Raw genomic sequence first — 22468 nt, 5'->3', positions numbered from 1 at the left:
TGGATGCCCGCCCGCTTGTTCGTTCTCCGAAAGGAGCGGCCCGTGGCGTTCGGCGCCGTGTGCGGTTTGTTCATCGCCGTGATCGGCGTGGCGAGCGGCGGCAATCTGTTCGGCAGCGGCTATGCGGAAGCGCGCGGCATGCTCGANGGCCANTCGCAGCTCGGCGNNGCNTATCCCGTGCTGAAAATGGCCTCGATGGTGGGCTCGTATCTGCCGGGCACGCCGGGCGGCCTGTTTGCGCCGTCGCTGGCGATCGGCGCGGGCATCGGCAACGTGCTGCACATGGTGTTCGGGCAGATGCAGTTGCCGATGCTGATCGCGCTCGGCATGGTCGGCTATCTGGCCGCCGTCACGCAGAGCCCGATCACGGCGTTCGTCATCGTCATCGAAATGATCGATGGGCACGCGCTCGTGATCTCGCTGATGGCGACGGCGCTCGTGTCGAGCCAGGTTTCCAGGCTATTCGCGCCGCCACTGTACGAAGCCCTGGCGCAACGGTTCCTGAAACAGTGACGCGCGCTGACGCCCGTTGACCGGCACACGCCGTTACCAGCGCAGCAGCCGCGGCCCAAGCCACGCGCCAATGCCAGCGGGCAGCGACATGCCGATCACATACCAGATGCTCCAGAACGCCGGGCTCATCTCCGGGCAATGGAGGCAATACGCAATGGTCGCGAGCGCGCTCGCAAAGAGCCCGGCTGCCGCGCCCGCCGCGCGCAGGCGGGTGGGCGCGAGACCGCGCACGGCCCAGAAAACGGCCGCGAATGTGGGCACCGAAAGCAGCACGATATTGAACGGGCACGTGCGCCATGTGAGGCCCATCACGAGCGGCATGCGTTGCGCGGGCGCCACGTCGCCCAGCGCGAGCCATGCGCCCGCCAGCACGGCGACGAACGGCAGCGCCACCAGCGCCCACGCATAGCCGCCGCGCCGGCCCGGCCGCCCGAGGCGGCTGACTGCGAGCGCGGCAGCGGCCGCGACGCACAACGGGAACGCGATCTTCGCCCAGAAGATCGGCATGTGCATGACACTCATGAGATCGTGCCGCACGCCGAACACCACGCTCATCAGCGCGACCGAGCCCGCAAAACCGAGCGCCAGCGCCCGCGCGAAGCGGCGCAGCACGGCCTTGCGGTCCACGCGCGCATCGCCGGCGGCGAGCAGGTTGATCAGATCGTCGGTTTTCATCCCGCTCCCCTGATGCGCGCGGCAAGCGCCTTCAAACCCCGATGAATGCCCACCTTGACCGCCGATTCGGAGAGTCCTGTTAGCTTCGCCGTTTCCACGACCGAAAGCCCTTCGAGCTTCACGTGGACGATAGGCAGGCGCTGCTTGTCGGGCAGCTGCTCGAGCAGCTTGCCGATATCGCGGCGCGCCTGCGCGGGTTCGTCGTCGGGCGCGGCGAAGAGATCGGTGTGATCTTCGAGCGGATCGTTGAGCACGTCGCGGCGTGCGCGAGAGCGGAAAAAGTCCATCAGCTTGTAGCGGGCGATCGCGTGCACCCAGGCCGTGAGCGGCTCGTCGGGGCGCCATGTGTGACGCGCGTTGTGAACCGCCAGCAGGATCTCCTGCACGAGGTCCTCGACGTCGTCGCGCAACTGTGGGATGCGCCGGCGCAGGTAGCCGCGCAAATGGCGCGTGAGTTCCTCGAGGAAGTCGCGATACGCTTGCGCGTCGCCTTCCAGGCCGCTGACGAAAAGCGCTTTGAGACGGGTTTCCGCGGAGTGCAAAGGTCGTCCTGGATGGTCGCGACGATAGGTTAATGGGCTTGCGGGCATGGCGCTCGCCTGGTCTTGCGATGGCGAACTTTCAAAACGATTACGAACGCCGCCGCACTCGCGTCCGTTCGCGTGAGGGTAGCCGAACGCTTCGCGCGCCGCAACGGCATGCGCTGCCCCGGCGCGCGCGCCGGGCGTCGCCCCTTCCGTCATCGCCGCCCATGTGCTGGTCAAACCCACCTTGTGCCTCTTTCCCGTGGCGCGAGCGCGTGTGCCCGTTGCGGGTAGTTCGTTCGCCACGCCAGCTGGGTTACAGCCTCGACGACTTATTTTTAGCCGCCCCGGTCGCGCGATTTTTTTCTCGACGCGATGTAACCGGCGCGCGCGCCACAGCGAATTCACTGTCAACTCTGCGCTAACGAGGAATCGTCATGCACACGTCGATCGGTGAATCGCCCGCCCTTGCCGCCAGCGTGCGCCGCCCACGCGCCATCCAGCCGCTCTGGCTGCGCGTCACACATTGGCTCAACGCGCTCGCGGCGCTCGTCATGATGTTCTCCGGCTGGCGCATTTACGATGCGTCTCCCGTGTTCGCGGGCTTCGTCATTCCCCCCTCGATCACGCTCGGCGGCTGGCTCGGCGGCGCACTGCAATGGCATTTCGCGGCGATGTGGCTGCTGTTTTTCAACGGCCTCGTCTATCTCGCCATGAATCTCGCCACCGGCCGCTGGCACACGAAGTTCTTCCCGCTGAGCCCGCGCGCCGTGCTGCATGACCTGCGCGCCGCGCTCACGGGCCGGCTCTCTCACGCCGACCTGAGCCAGTACAACGCCGTGCAGAAACTCGCCTATCTCGTTGCGATCGCCGATCTCGTCGTCCTCGTGCTGTCGGGCCTTGCGATCTGGAAGTCGGTGCAGTTTCCGCTGCTGCGCGAGTTGATGGGCGGATACGACCGCGCGCGCGTCGTGCACTTTTGCGCGATGTCCGTGCTTGCGGCCTTCGCACTCGTTCACGTGACGATGGTGGCGCTCGTGCCGCGCTCGCTGCTCACCATGCTGCGCGGACGCTGAACACGCCGACCGACGCCATTCGAGTCGCCGCCCTTCGATATCGATAAGGATTCCAGATGAACACGAACGACCGCAAGATCATCGCAGTCGACCGCGCAGCGATTCTTGCCGATGCACGGCGCGAACTCGACATGCCGTCACGGCGCCTGTTCGGCAAGCGCATGCTCACGCTCGGCGGTCTCTCCCTGCTGACCGGCTGCACGATCACCGACGACGCCTCGGTCAACACGTTCCTCACCGCCGTTTCCCGGCTCAACGATCGCGTGCAGGCATGGCTGTTCGACCCAACCCGGCTCGCACCCACGTACACCGAAGCGCAGATCACGCGCCTCTTCCCCTTCAACGCGTTCTATAGCGAAAGCGAGGCGCCCGTGGTCGATGGCGGCGACTATCGGCTCAGGCTCAGCGGACTCGTCAAGGGCCAGCGTGTCTGGACGCTACCGGAGTTGTACGCGCTGCCGCACGCCGAGCAGATCACGCGGCATATCTGCGTCGAAGGCTGGAGCGCGATAGGCCGCTGGGGCGGCACGCCATTCGCGCATTTCCTGCGCCGGATCGACGCGGATCTCACCGCGAAATACGTGGGCTTTCGCTGCGCCGACAACTACTACGAAAGCATCGACATGGCCACGGCGCTGCATCCGCAAACCTTGCTCGCTTTCGACTACGACGGCGAGCGGCTGCCGGCGAAATACGGCTATCCGATGAAACTGCGCATGCCAACGAAGCTCGGCTACAAGAACCCCAAGCACATCGTCGAGATCTTCGTCACGAATACGTATCCAGGCGGCTACTGGGTCGACCAGGGCTACAACTGGTTCGGCGGTTCGTGACGTCTTCCTGCCGCCGCCTGATACGCCACTTCATGCGACGGCTCCGTTTCACTTCCGCCCGAAAAGGGGCAACGGTTTTTTCCACCCAGCAAGGAGCAATGCAAATGAACACGATCCGATTCGCAGCCATCGCCCTCTCGGCCGCCCTGTTGAGCGTGAGCGCGGGGGCATTCGCGCAGGCGAGCGGCGCGATGTCGAACGACGCCATGTCGAAGGACTCGATGCAGAAGGACACCATGGGCAAAGGCGCCATGTCGCACGATACAATGAGCAAAGGCGGCGCGATGAGCCATGATCAGATGAAAAAGCCGATGAAGCCCGACGCCATGGGCATGGATCATCCGGCATCGGGCGCCATGGCGCACTGAACCGTCGTAACGCGCTCCCGGCATCGCTTGCGCCAGGAGCGCATCGCGCGCGCCCCGCCACCGTGCGCGCGCGATGCACGATTTCCGCGGGGCCGCACACCCTGCACCGGGAGTACGTGATGGGAAGCGAATGGCAACGCCGCGTGAAATTGTTCATTCAGCGCTTCTGGCAGCCAACCAGTGCGTGCATGACCTGCATGCCGGGGAGCTGGGGCAACATCATGAGCCTGCCCCATTGGACCATCGCATTCAAGACGGGACTGTTCACCGGCGCGCTGGCCATCCTGCTCACCTTCACGCCAGCCACGAAGTGGTACGCGAATCGCTATGGCAACGCGCTACTGGTGGGCTGCCTGACCATCATCGGCGATGCCTACGCGCACACGAGTCACTATCGCATTCATGTTCTCGAACACATTGCGACGGGGGTCGTGTCCGGCCTGATCGCGCTCGCAGCGTCGTATCTGTTCGACGAGCGCGCGCGCCGCATACGAATGCTATGGGCGCGCCTGACCGGGTGATTCACGAGGCGAAGCGGGCTTCCGCATAGGCCATAGGTCCGATTGACTGCGCATCCACGCATGGCACCCTTCGACAAAGCCGTCCTTTGGCTCATCGAAGGGGAAGCCGATGCGCGCCTGCCGATATGTGGTCCTTTGCGCTTTGCCATTCATGATCGTCGGCTGCAACACGCCGCCGATCCCGCCGGGCAAGCCGGTTGATATCCCAACCGCCCTCCAGCAAGTTCTCGAAGGTCTGTGCAATTTCAGGAAGGAACAGGCCGACCGCAAGCAGGATATGGGTGTCGCTATCGACTCGGTCACCGTGGAGCTCGACCTGACCGTCGACGGCGCAAGGAATCCCCCTGTGGCGGTCGCGCCGGATATCCAGTTCATTCCCACGGTGAGCTATGGGCAGATCATCACGGCGAACCGGGGCAGCCGGCTTACGCTCACACTGAAAAACACCGGCTCCCGCGGCGGCTGTGACGTCATGACATCGGCGAAGTAGCGGCTGTTTTCTATCTCTATAGGACCATCGGCCCATAGCCAGCCTATGCGGTTGTGACATGATGGGGAGGCGCGGAACCCTCGGCCCTGCCACCATGCGTATTGTTCATACGTTGCTGATCGTCCTGGCTTTCGGGATGACGATTGCCGGCCGGCCGACAGGATGCCTCGCGGCCCAGGGTCCGCCTGCGCAAGCCGTGGCGTCACAGGCCGCGACCGCTGCGCCAGCCAGTGCGCCATCGCCCCCCGCGGCCCCCACGCCCACCACCACGCGCCGGCTCAACCTCGCCATTCAGCCGAAGTTCGGCGATTTCGATGCCATGCTCGACCGCAGGCTGATCCGCGTGCTCGTGCCATACAGCAGGACGCTCTATTTCAACGAGCTCGGTCATGAGCGCGGGCTGACCGCCGGGCTCATGCGCGACTTCGAGCGCTACCTGAACAAGACGTACCAGAGCAGCCTCGGCAAGCGCCCCTTGACGCTCGTGATCATCCCGACGACGCGCGACCAGCTCCTTCCCGCTCTGCTGGCCGGGAAGGGAGACATCGCCGCCGGCAATCTGACCGCCACGGAAACGCGGCTCAAGCAGGTCGACTTCGTCGCGCCGCGCGACCGCACGCCGGTCCGGGAGCTGGTCGTCACCGGTCCGAAGTCGCCCGCGCTCAGCAAGCTCGACGACCTGAGCGGCAAGACCGTGCACGTGCGCGCGAGCAGCAGCTACTTCGAGAGTCTGACCGCCCTGAACGCGCGCTTCAAAAAAGACGGCAAGCCGCCGATGAAACTGGTCTTGCTGCCCGATGCGCTCGAGGACGAGGACGCCATGGAGATGCTCAATGTCGGGCTGGTCCAGATTCTCGTCGTCGACGACTGGAAGGCGAAATTCTGGGCACAGGTGCTGCCGGGCATCGTGGTGCACGACGACATGGCCGTGCGTGACGCGGGCTATATCGGCTGGGCGATCCGCAAGCAGAGTCCGAAGCTCCAGCAGGCCATTACCGACTTCTACGTTGGCTATGTGAAAAAGCAGAGCGTCGCGGAAGTGCGTCTGCAGCAGGAACTGCAGCGCGTCAAACAGATCACCAGCAATACCGAGGACGCGGAACTGAAGCGCTTCTCGCAAACGGTCGGTCTCTTCGAAAAGTACGGCGCGCAATATCACTTCGATCCATTGATGCTCGCCGCGCAAGGGTTCCAGGAATCGCAGCTCGATCAGAGCGCCCGCAGCCACGTTGGCGCGATCGGCATCATGCAGCTCATGCCGGCGACCGGCAAGGAGCTCGCCGTCGGTGACATCCGCGTGACGGAATCGAACATCCATGCCGGCGCGAAATACCTGGATCTCCTGATGTCCCGCTACTTCCCGGATGCGCACTTTTCCGACTCGGACCGTGCCCTGTTCGCGTTCGCGAGCTATAACGCGGGTCCGGCCAGGATCGCGAAGATGCGCAAGGAAGCAGCCGCCCGGGGGCTCTCGCCCGACAAGTGGTTCAACAACGTCGAGATCGTGGTTGGCGAGAAGGTCGGGATCGAGACAACCACTTACGTGCGCAATATCTACAAGTACTACGCCGCCTACCGGCTCGTGCAGCAGGCGCAGGCGGCGCGCGAACGCGCCATCGGGCAGGTGCGCAAGCAGGGCTGAGGCAGGCTTACGCGTCAGGTGTCCAGCATCGCGAGATGAATCTCGCAACCTCATCCAGCGCATACCGCGCGCCCGGTAGCTCGTGGGTGGATCGCTGGAACACGTGGTGCAGTCCTTCGTAGATTTCCAGTTGCACCGCTGCGCCCTGCTCCGCTGCTGCCGCCGCGTAACGTCGCGCGTCGTCGAACAGCAGCTCGTCCGTGCCCACCTGGAGCGCGATGGGCGGCAGGCGCCCTGGAATGGCATGCAGCGGCGACGCGCGTCCATCCATGGGATCGGCAGCGCCAAGGTACGCCGCGGCGGCATTGTCGAGCACAGGCCGCGTCAGGACGGCATCGCAGGTCGCATCGCTGTGGAACGACGGCCCCGTCAACGCCAGATCGACCCACGGCGAGAAGGCGGCCACGCTCGCGATGTTCAACGCCCGCCGCTCCTCGACGCCCAGAACCGCAAGTGCAAGGCCGCCGCCTGCGGAGTCGCCAACCAGGGCGACTTCGCGTATGCCGCCGTTCGCCAGCCATCGCAGCGCGGCGCGCACGGCGTCGTGCGCCGCGGGAAACGGATGTTCGGGCGCAAGCGGATAGTCGAGCACAAAGGTATCGACGCCGGCGCGCACCGCGATCTGGCTCGCGAACCCGCGATACCCCCAGGCAGACCCGAGCACAAAGGCCCCGCCGTGCAGGAACAGGATCGCGCGATGGGCAGGCGCGACTCGCGGCCGAATCCACCACCCTGTTGCGTCCGCGTTCGCGATGCTCTCCACGCCGACGCCATCCGCCACCGGCGTCTGCGCGGTCATGGCGTCGTACGCCTCGCGCATCGTGCCGTTGAATTCGTTGAAATGCCGTTGCGTGCGCTCGATCGAAGCCCGCGCCGCGTCGCGGTCGTCATCGCTCAGGCTGTGCCGCAGTTCGATCAGGTTGGCTCGTTGTCCGATGCTCATCATGGCTCCTTCGTTGCGTGAATGCGTTGTCGATGGGCATGACGATATCGATTCCACTCGGAGCATGGAAGAAGGCCAAATGGAATAGAATCCATTCCAGTCAGGAAGTTTTGGGAAGAAAAAATGGACCGGCTCGACGCGCTCAAACTCTTCATTCGCATCGTCGAAAGCGGCAGTTTCGCCGCGGCGGCGCGCGACATCGGCGTGGGTCAGCCTGCGGTCAGCAAGCAGATCGCGTCGCTCGAGCGCTATCTTGGCGCTCAACTGGTGAGGCGCACGTCGCGCAGCATGACGCTCACCGAGACCGGTCAAACGGTCTATGAAGCCGGCTTGCGCATCATTGGCGACTTCACCGATCTCGAGTCCTCCGTCGGGCATGGCCAGCTGTCTCCGGGCGGGCTGATCCGCGTCACCGTGCCGCCAGTCTTTGGCCGGCTGTATGTCGTGCCGCGCCTGCCGGTGTTTTTCTCCCGCTATCCGCAGGTGCACGTGGACCTTTCCGCAACGGAGCGAAATGTCAATCTCGTCGAGGAAGGTTTCGATCTTTCGATCAAGAGCGGGCCGCTTGCCGACTCCTCGATGATTTCGAGGCATCTGGCCTCGAGTCCGGTCGTTGTCGTCGCAACGCCGGAGTACCTCAAAAAGCACGGGCGCCCCGAACGGCCACACGAGATCGAACAGCATGACTGTGTCGTTTTCGCGCCCATGCACGAGCCGCGGGCATGGCGTTTCGGGAACGTCGAAGGGCCGGGCCTGCAGGTTCCGTCCGGCAATTTCCGCACTGGCGACGCGGAGCAGATTCGCGCTGCCGTCCTCGCCCATATGGGCCTGGTCCAGGCGCCCGGTTGGCTCTTCGCAGCGGAGATGGCGAGCGGCGCGGTCGTCAGCGTGCTGGAGGATTTCGCGCCGCCGCCGTTGCCCATCCACGGCGTGCATCCATCGGGCAGGCGCCTGCCGAACAAGACTCGCGTGTTTCTCGACTTCGTCGCCGAAATGCTCGCGGCCGATCCGCGCCCGGCTTTCGTTGCGGCTTGATGGCTTTGCGCGGGCTTTGCGCGCCTGTGCGGAACGGCGCTTGCTGGAATGAGTGGGTCACTCATCAAGGAGAGCCAAAATGCCCGAGAAGAAAACGATCGAGCGTGCGCGTGCGGACAAGCGCGCAGGCAAATCCGCAAGCACCCAGGCCGGCGAATTCGTGAAGGAGGAATTCGATCGCGTGCGCGAGGGCAAGCATGGCGTGCGTTCCGCGAAGCAGGCGGTCGCGATCGGCCTGTCGAAGGCGCGACGTGCCGGTGTGGACCTGAAACCGCCGGCGCCAGGCAAAACCCGCGAAGCGACGCGCAAGAAAGCCGCAAAGGATAGCGCGGCGGGCCACGGCGAGAAAACGGGCCGCGCGAGCACGGAATCGAAAACCAAACGTTCGCGCACGACGACGCAAGTGCTCAAGGGCGAGAGCCGGGCGGGCGCATCGCCACAAGCCGTGTCGAAGCAGGCGAAGACCGCGGCGGCGCGCCGCCCCGCGGCAAGCCGCTCGGCGGCGGCGAAGAAGGCTGCGCAGACCAAGGGCGCAGCGGGCCGCTCCGCTGCGGCCAAAAAGGCGGCGAAGACACGCACCGCACGTGCGCAGCACACCCGCCACTAGCGGGGCGCGGGGTTATGAGACTATGTTCCTCATCGCCCCGCATGCGCATGCTGCAAATCCGCCGATGTCCCCACCCGCTCTGCTGCTCGAACAGATCCTTCGCGACGTCCCACGCCGTTATCGCTTGCCGCCAGAGCCCGCGGCTTCGGCGCTGCCGCTTCGAGACGCCAATCCGGCTATGGCGCTGGCACGCGTCATCGAACAGGCGCGCGAAACCATCGCGCATGGCGGAGCACCGGACGCGACGCTGAAGCCGCGTTTCGTCGACGCGCTCGCGGCCATGATCACCGAGGCGATGCACGCCGATTCCGGAGACCGGGCATTTCAGGCGATGGTGCTGCGGCACCGCGCCCCCGAGGTGCGCGAATTTGCGTCGCTTTCGGCACAGGCCGATCAGGACCGCCGGCAGATCCATGCCGCCGTCAATACGATCGCGCATCCGGCCAAACAGCAGCGCGCCCTGCAAGCCTGGCAGCGCGACGCGCTTGCGCGGCTGCATGCGTCCGCGTCGTTGGCGCACCACGAGGCCCATTACGCCGGACTTCACGAAACCGCGCGAGACCTTCTCGCGTTGCCGGAGCTTGCGAAGGGCTCGGATTTCGCGCCCGCGCTGGCGGATCTGCGGGACAGTCCGGCACTTGCGCGCTTGTGCCGGCTCGAAGCCCTGGCGCCCGACCCACTCGTGCAGCAGTACGTATCAATGCTGGATGCGTATGGTCCGCGGCCGGGTACGCCGGCCGCCGTGGCGCAAGGCCGGGCGTCGCAGCGGCGCGGCGCGGCTGTCGAAGCGCTGGCCGTGCAGACACTCGAAGCCCTGGCTCAAAGGCTCAACGCCGCGCAGGAGAACTCGCACGCGTTCCGTGTCGTGAGTTCAATGCGCGTTCCGGCCTCGATACCGGGCACGCACGAGCGCGCCAAAACGGAATGGGACGTGGTCCTGCTGGAGCGGCTGCACGCGAAGACCTTCGATATCGTGCCCGTCTGGAACGTGCGCCTGCTCGTCGAAGCGAAGGCATCCGTCGAATCCGCAACGACCGACCTCCCGCGGCTCATGCGCGGTTTGCGCCTGCTCACGCACGCCGAAGAAAACACCGTGTATACGTTCGAGACCCAGCAGGGGCCGGTACGACTGCACGGCGCATCGCTACGCGCACAAGGCATCGACGAGTCCGGCTTGCTGAACGCCGTACTCTATTGCTGCGATGCGCCCGCCAACGGCGCTTCGCGAATGCTCAACGCCGCGAGCCGCATGCAGCTTTTGTCCACACCGGCGAGCCTCGCATACGCCAGCGCCCAGTGGGACGGGCAACATGCAGATCCGGAAATACTGGATGCTGTCTGGGAGCACCTCACGCAATCGCCACGCTGGCAGGCCGTGCTCGACCAGTATTCGATGCTGCGCCTCGTGCGCGAATTGATGGTGCACCCCGAAGACCTGATGGCCACGATTCGCGATGCAACGGGGTGTGCGCCGGGGTGTTCGCAGTACACGGCGAACGAACGACCTTGTTGACGTGAGCGTGCGTTCGAGAGACAGGCACGCTCACGCCTCAATGCTCCGTGCTCGCGCGCGCCGCCGCGGGGCACGCCGGATCCTTGCCCCAATGCCCGTCGCACACGCGCCAGCGGCAAAGCTGATCCTCGAAGAAGCCCTGCGCTCCGCACGCCTTGACCTGCTGCGCGAGCGTGAGCTTGCTTGCTGCTGGCTTCGACGAGTGCGCGGACGCGTCCTTGCCGTCGCCCGGCTTCGTGCGGGCAACGAGCACGGCTAGCAGGTCGACATCGGAATCGTCCTTCTTGCCGCCTGGACGCGCATCGTGCCGCTTCTTCGCCAGCGCCTCCGCCCTGGCGTTCCCGGCATGCGCGATGCTTTTCGCTTCGTGCCAGGTTTCGGCGACCTTGGCCGGAGGCTTGCGATTCGCGTCGACGGACGCGCTCGCCAGCGGCGCGGCGCCGCCTGCCGGCGCGCTCGCTCCGGCATCGCGCGCGCCATTGGCCAATGCACGCGAAAGCCGGCCGTCGTCGGGTACCGTTGCGGACGCAACGGCGTCGGGTGTGGCCTTCGCGTTGTCGGCGCTTTCGTCGTCGCTCACGATGGTGGCGGCGTGCGATGCCGACGCCATATCCGGCGCGCTCGCCGCGTTTGCAACGGCTGGCGCAGCGCCTGCGGGGGCAACGGTCGGTGCAACCGCGGGGGCGGCCGCCTGCGTCCCGGCGTTCGCCGGCGCGCTGCGCTCGGCCACGCGCCAGGCGCCGAAACCGGCAGCGCTGATCAGAACCAGCGCCCCGATCAGCATCGGCGCGCGCGAGCGCCGTCCTGTGCCCGCCGGTGTGGCCGGCGGCACGACGCGGCCCTCGAGATTCGCGAGGATGCGCGAGCCGCCCGGGTGTGCGCCCGGCACGCTGGCAGGCGTGTCGGCGAGGAGGCTGGGCGGAGCCTTGGGGGTAGAGTTGTCCGGCGCACTCATTCACTGTCTCGTTGGAATCGTGCTCATTGTGCTCATTGAACTGAGCCTGTTTCACCGCAATAATACGAGGCGGCCCAACTTCGGGCAGCGCTGATTCTAAAATCAAGCATTACAAAAAACAATTGCCACTCCGCGGGTTCGCTTTTGGTCGCCATTGCTCTCGTCGCCTATTTTGCCATTGCCGTGCCACTGGCCGCACTATTGCTGCTGCCCGCCGTACGTGCATCGCTTTTCAGCACGTTATTCGAATTGCATAATTTGATTAGGCGTCGCGCTTCAGCGAGCGCCACTCACGCCCGGAGTCAGTTCTTTAAGTCGGCAAAAATTTCTCATTCGAGAATGGCCGATATGAAAAATATACTCGTCAGGCGGCGCTTGCTGATTTCCATTACCGCAGGTATTCTTGCGACGCCGCCGCTCATTGCCATTACATTGCGCGGTCATCAGTTATTTCAATACGATGACACGCCCCGGGTGCCGGACGAAAAAATCGCTGCCTTGCTGAACGGCGAGCAGCTGGTTCCACCGCCGCCGCTGCCTCCCGAGGTATTCGCCACGAAGGAGGTCGAGCAGGTGCGGCCCGCGCTGCACGACGCAAGCCGCGACTGGAATCTGCTGGACGCCGATTTCCGCACGCGGCTATTGCTCGTCTACAAAATCATGCGCGAGCAATACGGTTATGAAATGGCACTACTGGAGGGTTACCGCAGCCCCGAGCGGCAAAACCGGCTTGCGCAATTGGGCGGTAATGTGACAAACGCCGCAGCTTTCCAAAGCTATCACCAATATGGACTCGCGGCCGATAACGCATTTCTGCGTGACGGCAAGCTCGTCATTTCAGAAAAAGATCCCTGGGCGATGCGGGGTTATCAGTTATACGGCCAGGTGGCCGAGCAGGTTGGCCTGACCTGGGGCGGACGCTGGAAATTGATGGACCTGGGCCACGTCGAATATCACAAACCCGGCTTCGTTCTGGGTCGCGCGCCGGCAATTGTTAAATAAGGCGCAGCGGGAAAAAATGGGGAGTTTATGGGGCGTTCATTCATTCTGCCGGGCGGCAAAACCTCTTGCTGCGTGACCACACCGCACACCACGACAAACAGCACCCAAGGCACCAGGACCTGAACGGCTTATGCAACGCTTTTTCAACGTGTTGACAAACACGCGCACGCTCTCCGTCGTCGGCGTGATCGCGCTCGCGGCCGCCTTGTTCATCGCAGCCGATGCGCTGCAAATCAGCCCCGTCTGGCCCGCTGCCGTGCTGGGCGCGCTGTTCGCGCTCTGGCTCGTGTTCTGGCTGTGGCGCCGCGCGCGCGTGCGGCGCGCGAACCGCAAGCTCGGCGACATGCTGGAGCAGCAGGCGCAGACCGACAACGCAGCGCCGGCAGCCGCACCCGCCAGGCAGGCGGAGCTGGACGTACTGCGCACACGGCTCGTCGACGCCGTAAAGACCATCAAGACCTCGAAGATCGGCCAGCTTTCGGGCGGCTCGGCGCTGTATGAGTTGCCGTGGTACATCGTCATCGGCAATCCGGCGGCCGGCAAGAGCAGCGCCGTGCTGAACTCGGGCCTGCAGTTCCCTTTCGCCGACAAGCACGACGCCGTGGTGCACGGCATTGGCGGCACGCGCAACTGCGACTGGTTCTTCACGACCGAAGGCATCCTGCTCGACACGGCGGGCCGCTATTCGGTCCACGAGGAAGACCGCAGCGAATGGCTCGGCTTTCTTGGCCTCCTCAAGCGCCATCGCCCGAAGGCGCCGATCAACGGCATCATCGTCACCGCGAGCATCGCGGAACTCACAGGCAACCGCCCCGAGTTCGCCATCAACCTCGCGAAGAATCTGCGCCAGCGCGTGCAGGAACTGACCGAAAAGCTCGAAGTGTTCGCGCCCGTGTACGTGATGTTCACGAAGGCCGACCTCATTACCGGCTTCACCGAATTCTTCAGCGGCAACGACCGCCAGGAGTACGACCGCGTGTGGGGCGCCACCCTGCCCTACGAGCCGGACGAGAAGCGCGATATCGTCGCGCTGTTCGACGAGCGCTTCGAAGAGCTTTACGAAGGCCTCAAGGAAATCAGCATCGCGCAGATGTCGCTCAGCCGCGGCAAGCAGCTAACGCCTGGGCAACTGAGCTTCCCGCTCGAATTCTCGGCGATCAAGCCGGCGTTGCGCGCGTTCCTCGCCACGCTGTTCGAGAACAACCCGTTCCAGTACAAGCCGATCTTCCGCGGCTTCTATTTCACGAGCGCGCTGCAGGAAGGCGAAACGAGCAGCGCTGCCGCGCAGCGCATTGCCAACCGCTTCCTGCTCTCCGCCGAGGGTCTGCCCAAGCCGCATAGCGCGTTCTCGAAGAACGGCTTCTTCCTGCGCGATCTGTTCTCGAAAGTGATCTTCGCGGACCGGCAAACGGTGAAGCAGTTCGCGAGCCCCGCCAAGACGCGCCTGCGATACGCCACGTTCTTCGGCTTCGTCGCGGTGCTTGCGCTCGCGCTGGGCGGCTGGACGTGGTCGACCATCGGCAACCAGCAGCTCGTGGCGAACGTACAGGCCGATCTCGACAACGTCGAGCGCCTGCAGCAGAACCGCAACGACCTGCAGTCGCGCCTGCAGGCCATGGACATTCTCGAAGACCGCATCGAGCAGCTCGAGCAGTTCCGCCGCGACCGTCCGCTCGCCGTATCGCTCGGCCTCTACCAGGGCGACCGGCTCGAACAGCATCTCCTCGAGGAGTATTACAGCGGCGTCAGGCAAATCATGCTGACGCCCGTCTCGCAGAATCTCGCCTCGTTCCTCAAGGACGTGGACGCGCATCCCGAACTGCTCGCGCCGATGTCGCATACGCCCGATTCGGGCGCGATTCCCGTCTCGGCGCACACGGCAATGGCGGGCGGCAGCCAGGGCGGCCTCTATAGCGCCGCCTCGCCCACGAGCGTCGAAGACGCCTACAACGCGCTCAAGACTTACCTGATGCTCTCCGACAAGCGTCACGTCGAGGCCGCGCACCTGACCGACCAGATCGCGCGCTTCTGGCGTGGCTGGCTCGAAACGAATCGCGGCAACATGCCTCGCGACGAGATGATCAAGAGCGCCGAGCGCATGATCACCTTCTACCTCGCACGCGTCTCCGACGACGACTGGCCGATGATCGACGCGAACCTCGCGCTCGTCGACCAGACGCGCGAGAACCTGCGCCACGTGGTGCGCGGCATGCCGGCGCGCCAGCGCGTGTACGAGGAGATCAAGGCGCGCGCCTCCACGCGATTCGCGCCCATGACGGTGGCGCGCATCGTTGGCGACACGAATACCTCGCTGATTGCGGGCAGTTATGCGATTTCCGGCACCTTCACGCGCGAAGCGTGGTTCCAGTACGTGCAGCCCGCGATCCGCGACGCCGCGACGAAGGAACTGCAGGCGAAGGACTGGGTGCTCAACACCTCGGCGCAAGACGATCTCACGCTCGAAGGCAGCCCCGAGCAGATCCAGAAGGCGCTGGTGTCGATGTACAAAACAGAGTACGCGCAGAACTGGCAGAAGTTCATGCAGGGCATTGCCGTGCAGGACTTCGGCACGTTCGGCCAGGCCGTCGATGCGATGAATCGCCTGGGCGACCCGCAGGATTCGCCGATCCGCAAGATCCTCGAAACCGCGTACGACCAGACCTCGTGGGATAACCCGTCGCTCGCGAGCGTGAGCATCAAGCGCGCGGAAAGCGGCGTGACGGGCTGGGTCAAGCAATGGTTCTCGCGCATGTCGGGCAACACTGCCACGGCCAGTCTCGACCTCAACGGCAATCCGGTCGAACCTTCGATGGGTCCGATCGGCCAGGCGTTCGCGGGTCTGGGCCGCATGGTCGTGACGCACGACAACGCGTCGCTGCTCGGCGGCTACATGGACTCGCTCTCGAAGGTGCGCACGCGACTGAATGTCATCAAGAATCAGGGCGACCCGGGACCGGGCGCGCGCCAGCTCATGCAGCAAACGCTGGACGGCAACGGCTCTGAACTGTCCGATTCGCTCAAGTTCGTCGACGAGCAGATGCTCACCGGCTTGACCGACGCGCAGAAGAAGGCCCTGCGTCCGCTGCTCGTGCGCCCGCTCATGCAGGCCTACGCCGTGGTGATCCAGCCCGCGAGCGTGGAAGTGAACAAGGTGTGGAATGCGCAGGTGTACCAACCGTTCCAGGCCTCGCTCGCGAACAAGTACCCGTTTGCGGGCAGCGCGAAGATCGAGGCCGGTGCGAGTGAAATCGCCCAGATGTTCGGGCCGGACGGTGCGATCTCGAAGTTCGTCGGCACGACGCTCGGGCCGCTCGCCGTGCGCCGCGGCGACACGCTCTCCGCACGCACCTGGGGCGACATGGGCCTCACGCTCGCGCCCGACTTCACGAACGGCTTCGCGCGCTGGGTGGCGCCGCTTGCGGGCGGCGCGGCGGGCGCGGGACAAGGCTCGTCCGAGCCGCAGACCGTGTTCCAGATCCTGCCGCAGCCTTCGAGCGGCACGACCGAGTACACGGTTGCGATCGACGGCCAGCAACTGCGCTACCGCAACACGCCGCCGCAGTGGACGAACTTCGTCTGGCCCAATCCGCAGGGCGCGCCGGGCGCGACGCTCTCGGCCACCACGTTCGACGGTCGCACGATCCAGTTCGTCAACGAGCCGGGACGTTACGGCCTGGAGAAACTCATCAACTCGGCGCAGCGCACGCGCCATCCGGACGGCACGTTCGACCTGACGTGGACGCAAGGCAGCGTGACCGTATCGGTAAGTATGCGCATCGTCAGCACCTCGCAGCCCACGGCTGCGAGCAGCAACGCGCCGCAGCAGCAAGGCTTGAGCGGCGTGCAGCTGCCCTCTTCGATCGCAAGCGTCGGGACGGTGAGCACTGCGGCTGCCAACTCCGCCCCTGCGGTCGGCGCGAGTGCGTCGCCCGCCGCCGTGGCCGCTGCGGCCCCCACTCAGACAGGAGGAACCGCGCAATGACGCAGTCCGTTCAGGCGCAGATCGCGTACTTCGGCAAGATTCCGTCGCGCGGCGACTTCGTCAAGAGTGCTCACAATCCGCAGCTGCTGCAGACATTGGATCGCTGGATCGCACAGGCGATGGAACTGCTCGCCGACGATCCGCGCTGGAAGATCGTCTATGCCGAGGCGCAGCCCATGCACTTCGCGTTTCTCGGCTCGCAAAGCAAACTCGCGATTGCCGGGCACATGGTGGCGAGCCAGGACCAGTCGTCGCGGCGCTTTCCGTTTCTCGCGGCCACCGCGCTCGAGGTCGAGCAGCCGCTCGCCTTTCTCGCGCGCAGCCCGCTCGCCTTCGCGCGGCTTTGGTCGCGCGCCGCGCAGCAGATGCAGCCGCTCCTTGGCGCGAGCGAGCCGGCGGGCGCGCTGCACGCGCTCGGCGAAACCCAGGTGCCCGTGGATGTGGGCGGCGTGGGCAACCCGCACGACGGCACCTTCAACGACTTCGTCGAACACCAGACGCTCGAAGGCCTCGAACGGATGCTGCTCGCGAGCGGCCACCCCGTGCGTCTGCGCGGCGCGATGCTCGCACTCGGCTCGCTGCTGCGGCCCGTGATGACGAGCGGTTCCTCGCATCTGGAGCGCGGCCTCACGCTGCCGCTGCCGGTCGACCCGTTCTATCGCAGCCTCGTGGCCGCATTCTGGCTGGAGCTGATCGCGCCGTTCGTTTCGAAGGCGGACTTCGAACTCGCTATCTTCATCGGCACCATCGCGCAGCGCGAGCGGCTCATCGTCGGCTTCAACGGCGCCTCGGCCCGGACCCTGCACAGCGTGGTCGATCCGCAAACCTATGCCGCACACAACATCGATATCGACGATCCCGAATGGGTCGACGGTCACGCACAAAGCGACCATGGCATCAGCAAACTCGTCAGCTACCTCGATCAGCCGCAACTGTCGCTGCGTCTCGCGATCGACACGTTCCAGGAAGCGTTCGCTGGGGAGGCTGGGCATGCACGGCGCGGATAAACAGGCGTGGAATCCTGCGCGCACGGCGATGGCTGCGGCGCTCGCGGCTGGCGTGTTCGGGTTCGCTGGCGCGAACGCGTGGGCCGACGATGCGAGCCCTGCTCGCGTCACGCCCGTGAACAATAGCGGCGCGCAGGTCAGCACGACTGAGCTTCCTGCGGCGAACCCGGCGGCCTCTACGGCTGCCACTGTGCCCCGCTCGACCGCCACGTCCACGCCCGCGCCCGTCGATACGGCGCCCGGTCAGGTCGTGGCGGGCGGCAAGGTCCCCGACGAGGCCACGCATGCAGCCGTACTTGCTCGCCTGCGCGAAACCTATGGCGCGGCAAACGTCGTCGACCAGATCGAAGTGGGCGACGTCGCCACGCCGCCCAACTGGTCCGATAACGTGCAGAAGCTGCTCAATGCGCAGCTCAAGCAGATCCACAAAGGACAACTGAAAATCGACGGCACGCAGATCGACGTGCGCGGCGAGGTGGGCAACGAGGCCACGCGCCAGCAGATCGCGAGCGACATGGCCACCGCGCTCAATCCGACCTACACGATCCGCAATGGATTGCGCGTCAGCGCGTCCGAACAGGGGCTGCTCGACCAGACGCTCGCGAACCGCACGATCGAATTCGAAACGGGCAGCGCGACGCTCACGCCGCAAGGCCGCGCGATCCTCGACCAGATGGCGGCCGTGCTCGTGAAGATGAACACGCGCACGGTGGCGATCATCGGGCACACGGACAATGCGGGCAATCGCACGTCAAATATTGCGCTGAGCCAGGCGCGCGCCGATGCGGTTAAGGGCTATCTCGTCGCCAAGGGGATCTCGCCGCAGCAGATGTCGGCGACGGGTGTAGGTCCTGACCAGCCGATCGCCTCGAACGATACGAGCGATGGGCGGGCAAGGAATCGGCGAATTGAGTTTCGGGCGGGGTTGTAGGGGGGTGCGGCCCTCGGGCCGATCATCACAACCTCAAGTCACTTCAGGCGGAAAGCGTTCCCGTGGTTTGCGATGCCACAAGCTTCGGCTGGGGTTGGCAGTGGCACTGACACAGGTCGCCTTCGAGGGCGACCTGTTTTCCCATTACCGTTAGCGTGTGCGCAGATCCGTCCGACACGATGACACCTTGGGTATTGCAGGTGTGGCACATGACGGGCGCTCCGATATAGGCCATCGGTCTCCCGGAAAACGAGGACCCCTCGATGCCATCCATAATGACGCCGTTGTGATCGGTCTTGTCGTCTTTCAGTATGAATTTGCGAGTCATAGTTGCCCCTTTGCGTTATGCGAACCGAAGCGCGTATGGATTACTTCTTGTTGCACTCGCCCATCGAGAACGGCGGCGTGTATGCTGGATCGTGAGATTCGAACTTCTTGTTCGCAATGTCGAGCACGTCTATGGAATAAGCCGACGAGACGACGAGGTACTTACCGTCCGCGCTAAAGTCCGCGGAATAGATGTCCGATCCATAGGTGCGCGTGAGCGCCATTTTTGCACCATCGCCAACGTTGTAGAGCGTCAGAAATGTCGCCTGAGCGTCTTTCGGATGCACCTTCAACGGTTGGCCGTACAGCACTACGTGCTTGTCGTCGAGGCTGAAGCTCCCGCCGTCCACGTTGTGCGTGATCTTGGTCCGCGCAGTGCTGCCGCCGGCGCCACTAACCAAAATCATGCCTGGCTTCACCACGTCGACATGATATGAACTATCGCACGAGACAATCGATTCTCCGGCGTGCGCAACGCCGCAAGAAAGCGCCATCGCCAGCATGATTCTTACCAGCATTTCAATCTCCGAGTACTTTGTATGCCAACTGAGCCTCGCGCCAACGGCGCGGGGGACTCGAAACGTCGTAGTGGTTCACGATCGAGGCGACTGCATTCGACGCCGCCTCGGTCGGACCGCCGTCCGCGGCCTTCGCAACACGATACCGCGCCCAGAAAAAGCCTGCCGTATCCACGCAGACTGCGTCGTCATCCCCAACCCGCTGTGGGTCGATGATGACCGGGCCTGGATCGTAGTGCCCATTCGTTTGATGTGAGAACCATTGATGGTTGTAAGGGCCGCCCACTGACCATCCACGATATTCCCAGTACTGCGAGTAATTGTATCGGCCAGTCAGTTGCTTGAGGCCACGACCACGAAATTTCACGCCATCGCCGGTGTCGGTGTTGCCAAGCCCGGTCTTCCCCTCGTAGCGGTGGACGAAGTACGCGACGTCATGCTCCGTTGCTGGCGGCGAACGAAGATAACCATCAGTCTCAGGTCGGATGGAAATGTGATTGGTCGACACCGCTTGCCCGATCGCGACTGAGCACTCCCGCACGATCATGAAATAAAACGACTCAACGGCAACCTGGCCAAAAAAATGCGACATTCGCACCTGATCGTTCAATCCGTACTTTCTGAACGTCAAGTTGATGCTCTTGCGGTACCGATCCTTGTACTCCGCACCTGTCTTATGCACGTGCGTATAGTTCGATTCCGCGTAGACCTGCGCCAGCTCGGACTGGCTGAGCCAGCCGCATCTTCGGAAAACCTCGATGAATTTCAACGGATGAAAATACCAGAGCTTGTTCGCGCTGATGCCCGTCACATCCCAGAACTGGAATCGCTCCAGCAAGCCCAAGAAATCGGCATAGCCCGTCGGATTGGTTTGCGCCTGCTTGCCGTAAAAGCCATCGGGCGCTTTGAGCTTTGCGTACCTTACCTCGTTATGCGTCTTGTCCCACTCGGTCGGCGCTTCGCACACGAATAAACGCAACTGCTCGCGGACTTCGTCACGACTTCTCACGTAGTCACTCAGCACGTCCTCGTCAACGTACTCTTTTGCGTCCATGGGCTGCACACCAACCTGAGTCAGCATGGTGTTCAGTTCGCCAACATCGCACATTCCGTCATCGCTGAAGGGGGTGTTACCCTCCGTGACCTTCTCCCACCCTGCAAGCGCCGGAAAATCCGCGTCCGAGTACTTCTTGATATTGCTCGCGTTGATGTCGATATAGCCCTGCTTTCCCGAAGCGTAGGTAATTCGCACCCATGTCGCACGAGAACTAGATGCTAACGTCGGCGAATCCGCGAGAATCCTGCCGAAACGCAGCAGTTCGTAACCGTCGGCCGGGCACGCGGCATACAGGCGTGCCGCGCGCTGGTACATATCGTATTCATAGTCTTTCTCCTCCACGGGCGCTGAGGTCAGCGGCACGCGAACCCTATCGCTTCCTACCGCCCAGGTGGACGTATATTTCGATCCGCCATGAAAATACGTCTCGACCTGCAATTCGTATCCCGGGTTTGTTCCCGCCTGCAGTGGCGGAAATACAACGCCATGCAATTTATTGTGATGGTCAGTTCCTGGAGGCTTCGCGACAAACGTCTGATCCGCAGGAATCGTGAAGTATGTATGCCCCCAGCAATCGCTGCCCGCAGCCGGCGTTGTGCCGAGCTGCGTTGGTTTGAAATACGCCTTGAAATCGTCGGGCAGCATGAAAATCTCAAAATGCACATGGCGCTGGCCGTGGCACCGCCCTGGTAACCCCAGTACATCCTTGCGCAGAACCTTTTGACCTCCCCCAGCCTGTCCGGCCGCAGCGGTAGCTGTTCGAAGGAACTCAGGCAGAATATTGCGGTTGACACTACATGCGGCGTAGCCACCGAGCTCCAGCAAATGCATATAGAGCGAATAGAAGATAATGGTCCGGCCGTCACCAGTCTCAGTCGCGTGTTTGAGCAACACGAAGCCCGGATCGCTGTCCGGCGCTCCGCTGCCGCCGTCGATTGCCGTCTCGCAAACGCGGTACGCCACAACCTCCCCGTCAGCGATGGCTCGCACACGGTCGTTCTGCGTCTCAGGCATGAGATGGATACCGGTGTGCCAACGGCGATCGAATGCGACCGGATAAATGCCGTGCGCAAGCTCGAGCCGGCTCATGAGCTTCATTAGCGGGTCGACACTATGATCGCTGTCCGATCCAGCATTTTGGGTTCGCAAGAATGGAGGGCTGATTATCATCTTAACTATCGCTACAGGTTATCGACGTTCCCTATCTTCAGATCGCCCTGCGGGAGCGCACGCAGCGAGGTTTCTAGCTGCGCTGGTCCTTCAACGGAATGCGAGGCCGACTTAAGGGTAAACCTGCCCGAGCAACGGATTTCGACGTTGCTGTTCCCGAGCATGATGCTTGCGCCGCCGCTCGTCGCGACGACTCTTATTTGATTTTGCCTGTGGTATCGCACACAGGGCACTACAGGTCATTGTCCTTGCATACAACGTCAAAACCTTCGAACTGGATCGTGGTGAGTGCAGCGACGACCGTTCCGCTAACGGCCGTCTTGTTGCCGTTGCGCATTCGGGCATCGGTAAGCAGTGTGTCACCAGTTGCAACCCACACCGTCAGTTCTGTGAGAGTTTGCGTCGAAACCAAATCTGTATGTCTTTCTACTCTTGTAACTCCTATACGACATCGATTCTATAGTCGTACCCCGGCTTGTCATTTCATAGTCACCGGTTATAGTCACCTCGTTACACACATCTCCGCGAAGCCCCGTCAGATAAGGCTTGAAGTTTGATCTGACGCAGGAATTCGGGGTTGTTAACTGAAGCGAATGCGCGTTTACTCTTGCAATTTGCGGCGACGACAAATGACGCGAGAGTCCGATGGCTGGGCATACAAGGAACTGGAAGGCGTGGATCTGGGTGACGTGAGGCGCAATAAACGCGCGAAGGCTGTGCTTACACGGCTCGCGGAGAAGCCGACGGCGAGCATCCCGGGCGCGTGCCGTGGCTGGAGC

General features: G+C 63.7%; 22 protein-coding genes. 15 read left to right on the top strand and 7 right to left on the bottom strand.

Going from position 1 to position 22468, the window contains the following annotated elements; translation table 11 throughout:
* A partial coding sequence (locus tag A3CW_RS0142000; RefSeq protein WP_035515589.1) for a chloride channel protein occupies positions 1-513 on the top strand: 513 nt, incomplete at its 5' end.
* Positions 514-546: 33 nt separating this feature from the next.
* On the opposite strand, the gene A3CW_RS0141995 is transcribed toward A3CW_RS0142000, so the two are convergent.
* Together A3CW_RS0141995 and A3CW_RS0141990 are read right to left on the bottom strand one after the other, a co-directional pair.
* Positions 547-1188 (bottom strand): DUF1109 domain-containing protein, encoded by a 642-nt coding sequence (locus tag A3CW_RS0141995; protein WP_028208866.1) that lies wholly within the window; start codon positions 1186-1188, stop codon positions 547-549.
* Positions 1185-1730 (bottom strand): sigma-70 family RNA polymerase sigma factor, encoded by a 546-nt coding sequence (locus tag A3CW_RS0141990; RefSeq protein ID WP_028208865.1) that lies wholly within the window; start codon positions 1728-1730, stop codon positions 1185-1187. Before A3CW_RS0141990 ends, A3CW_RS0141995 begins: the two co-directional genes overlap by 4 nt.
* 419 nt (positions 1731-2149) lie before the next feature.
* Between A3CW_RS0141990 and A3CW_RS0141985 the strand changes: the two genes are divergently transcribed.
* The 6 genes from A3CW_RS0141985 (at position 2150) to A3CW_RS0141960 (ending at position 6642) form a co-directional block, all read left to right on the top strand.
* Positions 2150-2788, top strand: a complete 639-nt coding sequence (locus A3CW_RS0141985) for a cytochrome b/b6 domain-containing protein (RefSeq protein WP_028208864.1) — start codon at positions 2150-2152, stop codon at positions 2786-2788.
* A 56-nt stretch (positions 2789-2844) separates the two neighbouring features.
* The gene (locus A3CW_RS0141980) at positions 2845-3621 is read left to right on the top strand and encodes a molybdopterin-dependent oxidoreductase (RefSeq protein ID WP_028208863.1); all 777 of its coding nucleotides are present in this window, start codon (positions 2845-2847) and stop codon (positions 3619-3621) included.
* A 104-nt stretch (positions 3622-3725) separates the two neighbouring features.
* A complete protein-coding gene (locus tag A3CW_RS0141975; RefSeq protein WP_028208862.1) occupies positions 3726-3989 on the top strand; it encodes a pentapeptide MXKDX repeat protein in 264 nt (87 codons plus the stop codon).
* A 119-nt stretch (positions 3990-4108) separates the two neighbouring features.
* Positions 4109-4510 carry a hypothetical protein gene (locus A3CW_RS0141970; RefSeq protein WP_028208861.1) on the top strand — a complete coding sequence of 134 codons (402 nt, stop codon included), beginning with the start codon at positions 4109-4111 and terminating at the stop codon, positions 4508-4510.
* A gap of 109 nt (positions 4511-4619) precedes the next feature.
* Entirely contained in the window at positions 4620-5000 is a 381-nt protein-coding gene (locus A3CW_RS0141965) for a hypothetical protein (RefSeq protein ID WP_028208860.1), read from the top strand.
* Between the two features lie 94 nt (positions 5001-5094).
* A complete protein-coding gene (locus tag A3CW_RS0141960; protein WP_028208859.1) occupies positions 5095-6642 on the top strand; it encodes an MltF family protein in 1548 nt (515 codons plus the stop codon).
* A 7-nt stretch (positions 6643-6649) separates the two neighbouring features.
* On the opposite strand, the gene A3CW_RS0141955 is transcribed toward A3CW_RS0141960, so the two are convergent.
* On the bottom strand, positions 6650-7585 hold the full coding sequence (locus tag A3CW_RS0141955; protein ID WP_081772075.1) for an alpha/beta hydrolase fold domain-containing protein: 936 nt from the start codon (positions 7583-7585) through the stop codon (positions 6650-6652).
* A 123-nt stretch (positions 7586-7708) separates the two neighbouring features.
* Between A3CW_RS0141955 and A3CW_RS0141950 the strand changes: the two genes are divergently transcribed.
* From A3CW_RS0141950 to A3CW_RS49485, 3 genes are all read left to right on the top strand, one after another.
* Positions 7709-8620 carry a LysR family transcriptional regulator gene (locus A3CW_RS0141950; protein WP_028208857.1) on the top strand — a complete coding sequence of 304 codons (912 nt, stop codon included), beginning with the start codon at positions 7709-7711 and terminating at the stop codon, positions 8618-8620.
* 79 nt (positions 8621-8699) lie between these two features.
* Complete coding sequence (locus A3CW_RS0141945) at positions 8700-9227, top strand: DUF6496 domain-containing protein (protein WP_028208856.1); 528 nt, start codon at positions 8700-8702, stop codon at positions 9225-9227.
* Between the two features lie 64 nt (positions 9228-9291).
* Positions 9292-10740, top strand: a complete 1449-nt coding sequence (locus A3CW_RS49485) for a hypothetical protein (RefSeq protein WP_051482073.1) — start codon at positions 9292-9294, stop codon at positions 10738-10740.
* Between the two features lie 37 nt (positions 10741-10777).
* Here the strand turns inward: A3CW_RS49485 and A3CW_RS0141935 are convergent, their stop codons facing one another.
* Positions 10778-11695 (bottom strand): hypothetical protein, encoded by a 918-nt coding sequence (locus A3CW_RS0141935; protein ID WP_028208855.1) that lies wholly within the window; start codon positions 11693-11695, stop codon positions 10778-10780.
* 144 nt (positions 11696-11839) lie between these two features.
* Between A3CW_RS0141935 and A3CW_RS0141930 the strand changes: the two genes are divergently transcribed.
* The 4 genes from A3CW_RS0141930 (at position 11840) to A3CW_RS0141915 (ending at position 18617) form a co-directional block, all read left to right on the top strand.
* Complete coding sequence (locus A3CW_RS0141930) at positions 11840-12697, top strand: M15 family metallopeptidase (RefSeq protein WP_028208854.1); 858 nt, start codon at positions 11840-11842, stop codon at positions 12695-12697.
* Positions 12698-12827: 130 nt separating this feature from the next.
* Complete coding sequence (gene tssM, locus A3CW_RS0141925; protein WP_028208853.1) at positions 12828-16679, top strand: type VI secretion system membrane subunit TssM; 3852 nt, start codon at positions 12828-12830, stop codon at positions 16677-16679.
* On the top strand, positions 16676-17686 hold the full coding sequence (gene tagF / locus A3CW_RS0141920) for a type VI secretion system-associated protein TagF (protein ID WP_028208852.1): 1011 nt from the start codon (positions 16676-16678) through the stop codon (positions 17684-17686). Before tssM ends, tagF begins: the two co-directional genes overlap by 4 nt.
* On the top strand, positions 17670-18617 hold the full coding sequence (locus tag A3CW_RS0141915) for an OmpA family protein (protein WP_028208851.1): 948 nt from the start codon (positions 17670-17672) through the stop codon (positions 18615-18617). Before tagF ends, A3CW_RS0141915 begins: the two co-directional genes overlap by 17 nt.
* Before the next feature lie 43 nt (positions 18618-18660).
* Here A3CW_RS0141915 and A3CW_RS0141910 read toward each other — a convergent pair whose 3' ends face one another.
* From A3CW_RS0141910 to A3CW_RS49480, 3 genes are read right to left on the bottom strand one after another with little or no spacing between them, the layout of a single operon-like run.
* The gene (locus A3CW_RS0141910) at positions 18661-18945 is read right to left on the bottom strand and encodes a PAAR domain-containing protein (RefSeq protein WP_028208850.1); all 285 of its coding nucleotides are present in this window, start codon (positions 18943-18945) and stop codon (positions 18661-18663) included.
* 40 nt (positions 18946-18985) lie between these two features.
* Positions 18986-19462 (bottom strand): WD40 repeat domain-containing protein, encoded by a 477-nt coding sequence (locus tag A3CW_RS0141905; protein WP_154678208.1) that lies wholly within the window; start codon positions 19460-19462, stop codon positions 18986-18988.
* A gap of 1 nt (position 19463) precedes the next feature.
* On the bottom strand, positions 19464-21617 hold the full coding sequence (locus tag A3CW_RS49480; protein ID WP_051482071.1) for a hypothetical protein: 2154 nt from the start codon (positions 21615-21617) through the stop codon (positions 19464-19466).
* A 665-nt stretch (positions 21618-22282) separates the two neighbouring features.
* Between A3CW_RS49480 and A3CW_RS54670 the strand changes: the two genes are divergently transcribed.
* On the top strand, positions 22283-22468 hold a 186-nt coding region (locus tag A3CW_RS54670), incomplete at its 3' end, for an IS4/Tn5 family transposase DNA-binding protein (RefSeq protein WP_407669762.1).

This window comes from Paraburkholderia nodosa DSM 21604, assembly GCF_000519185.1.
Taxonomy (GTDB): Bacteria; Pseudomonadota; Gammaproteobacteria; order Burkholderiales; family Burkholderiaceae; genus Paraburkholderia; species Paraburkholderia nodosa.
This window is presented reverse-complemented; position numbering and strand designations above follow the sequence as displayed.

What these genes read in the sequence shown, in the direction of transcription:
- A3CW_RS0141995 (WP_028208866.1), bottom strand. Translation starts at nt 1,188, where the DNA reads ATGAAAACCGACGATCTGATCAACCTGCTCGCCGCCGGCGATGCGCGC.
- A3CW_RS0141985 (WP_028208864.1), top strand. Translation starts at nt 2,150, where the DNA reads ATGCACACGTCGATCGGTGAATCGCCCGCCCTTGCCGCCAGCGTGCGC.
- A3CW_RS0141980 (WP_028208863.1), top strand. Translation starts at nt 2,845, where the DNA reads ATGAACACGAACGACCGCAAGATCATCGCAGTCGACCGCGCAGCGATT.
- A3CW_RS0141975 (WP_028208862.1), top strand. Translation starts at nt 3,726, where the DNA reads ATGAACACGATCCGATTCGCAGCCATCGCCCTCTCGGCCGCCCTGTTG.
- A3CW_RS0141970 (WP_028208861.1), top strand. Translation starts at nt 4,109, where the DNA reads ATGGGAAGCGAATGGCAACGCCGCGTGAAATTGTTCATTCAGCGCTTC.
- A3CW_RS0141965 (WP_028208860.1), top strand. Translation starts at nt 4,620, where the DNA reads ATGCGCGCCTGCCGATATGTGGTCCTTTGCGCTTTGCCATTCATGATC.
- A3CW_RS0141960 (WP_028208859.1), top strand. Translation starts at nt 5,095, where the DNA reads ATGCGTATTGTTCATACGTTGCTGATCGTCCTGGCTTTCGGGATGACG.
- A3CW_RS0141955 (WP_081772075.1), bottom strand. Translation starts at nt 7,585, where the DNA reads ATGAGCATCGGACAACGAGCCAACCTGATCGAACTGCGGCACAGCCTG.
- A3CW_RS0141950 (WP_028208857.1), top strand. Translation starts at nt 7,709, where the DNA reads ATGGACCGGCTCGACGCGCTCAAACTCTTCATTCGCATCGTCGAAAGC.
- A3CW_RS0141945 (WP_028208856.1), top strand. Translation starts at nt 8,700, where the DNA reads ATGCCCGAGAAGAAAACGATCGAGCGTGCGCGTGCGGACAAGCGCGCA.
- A3CW_RS49485 (WP_051482073.1), top strand. Translation starts at nt 9,292, where the DNA reads ATGTCCCCACCCGCTCTGCTGCTCGAACAGATCCTTCGCGACGTCCCA.
- A3CW_RS0141935 (WP_028208855.1), bottom strand. Translation starts at nt 11,695, where the DNA reads ATGAGTGCGCCGGACAACTCTACCCCCAAGGCTCCGCCCAGCCTCCTC.
- tssM (WP_028208853.1), top strand. Translation starts at nt 12,828, where the DNA reads ATGCAACGCTTTTTCAACGTGTTGACAAACACGCGCACGCTCTCCGTC.
- tagF (WP_028208852.1), top strand. Translation starts at nt 16,676, where the DNA reads ATGACGCAGTCCGTTCAGGCGCAGATCGCGTACTTCGGCAAGATTCCG.
- A3CW_RS0141915 (WP_028208851.1), top strand. Translation starts at nt 17,670, where the DNA reads ATGCACGGCGCGGATAAACAGGCGTGGAATCCTGCGCGCACGGCGATG.
- A3CW_RS0141910 (WP_028208850.1), bottom strand. Translation starts at nt 18,945, where the DNA reads ATGACTCGCAAATTCATACTGAAAGACGACAAGACCGATCACAACGGC.
- A3CW_RS0141905 (WP_154678208.1), bottom strand. Translation starts at nt 19,462, where the DNA reads ATGCTGGTAAGAATCATGCTGGCGATGGCGCTTTCTTGCGGCGTTGCG.
- A3CW_RS49480 (WP_051482071.1), bottom strand. Translation starts at nt 21,617, where the DNA reads ATGAAGCTCATGAGCCGGCTCGAGCTTGCGCACGGCATTTATCCGGTC.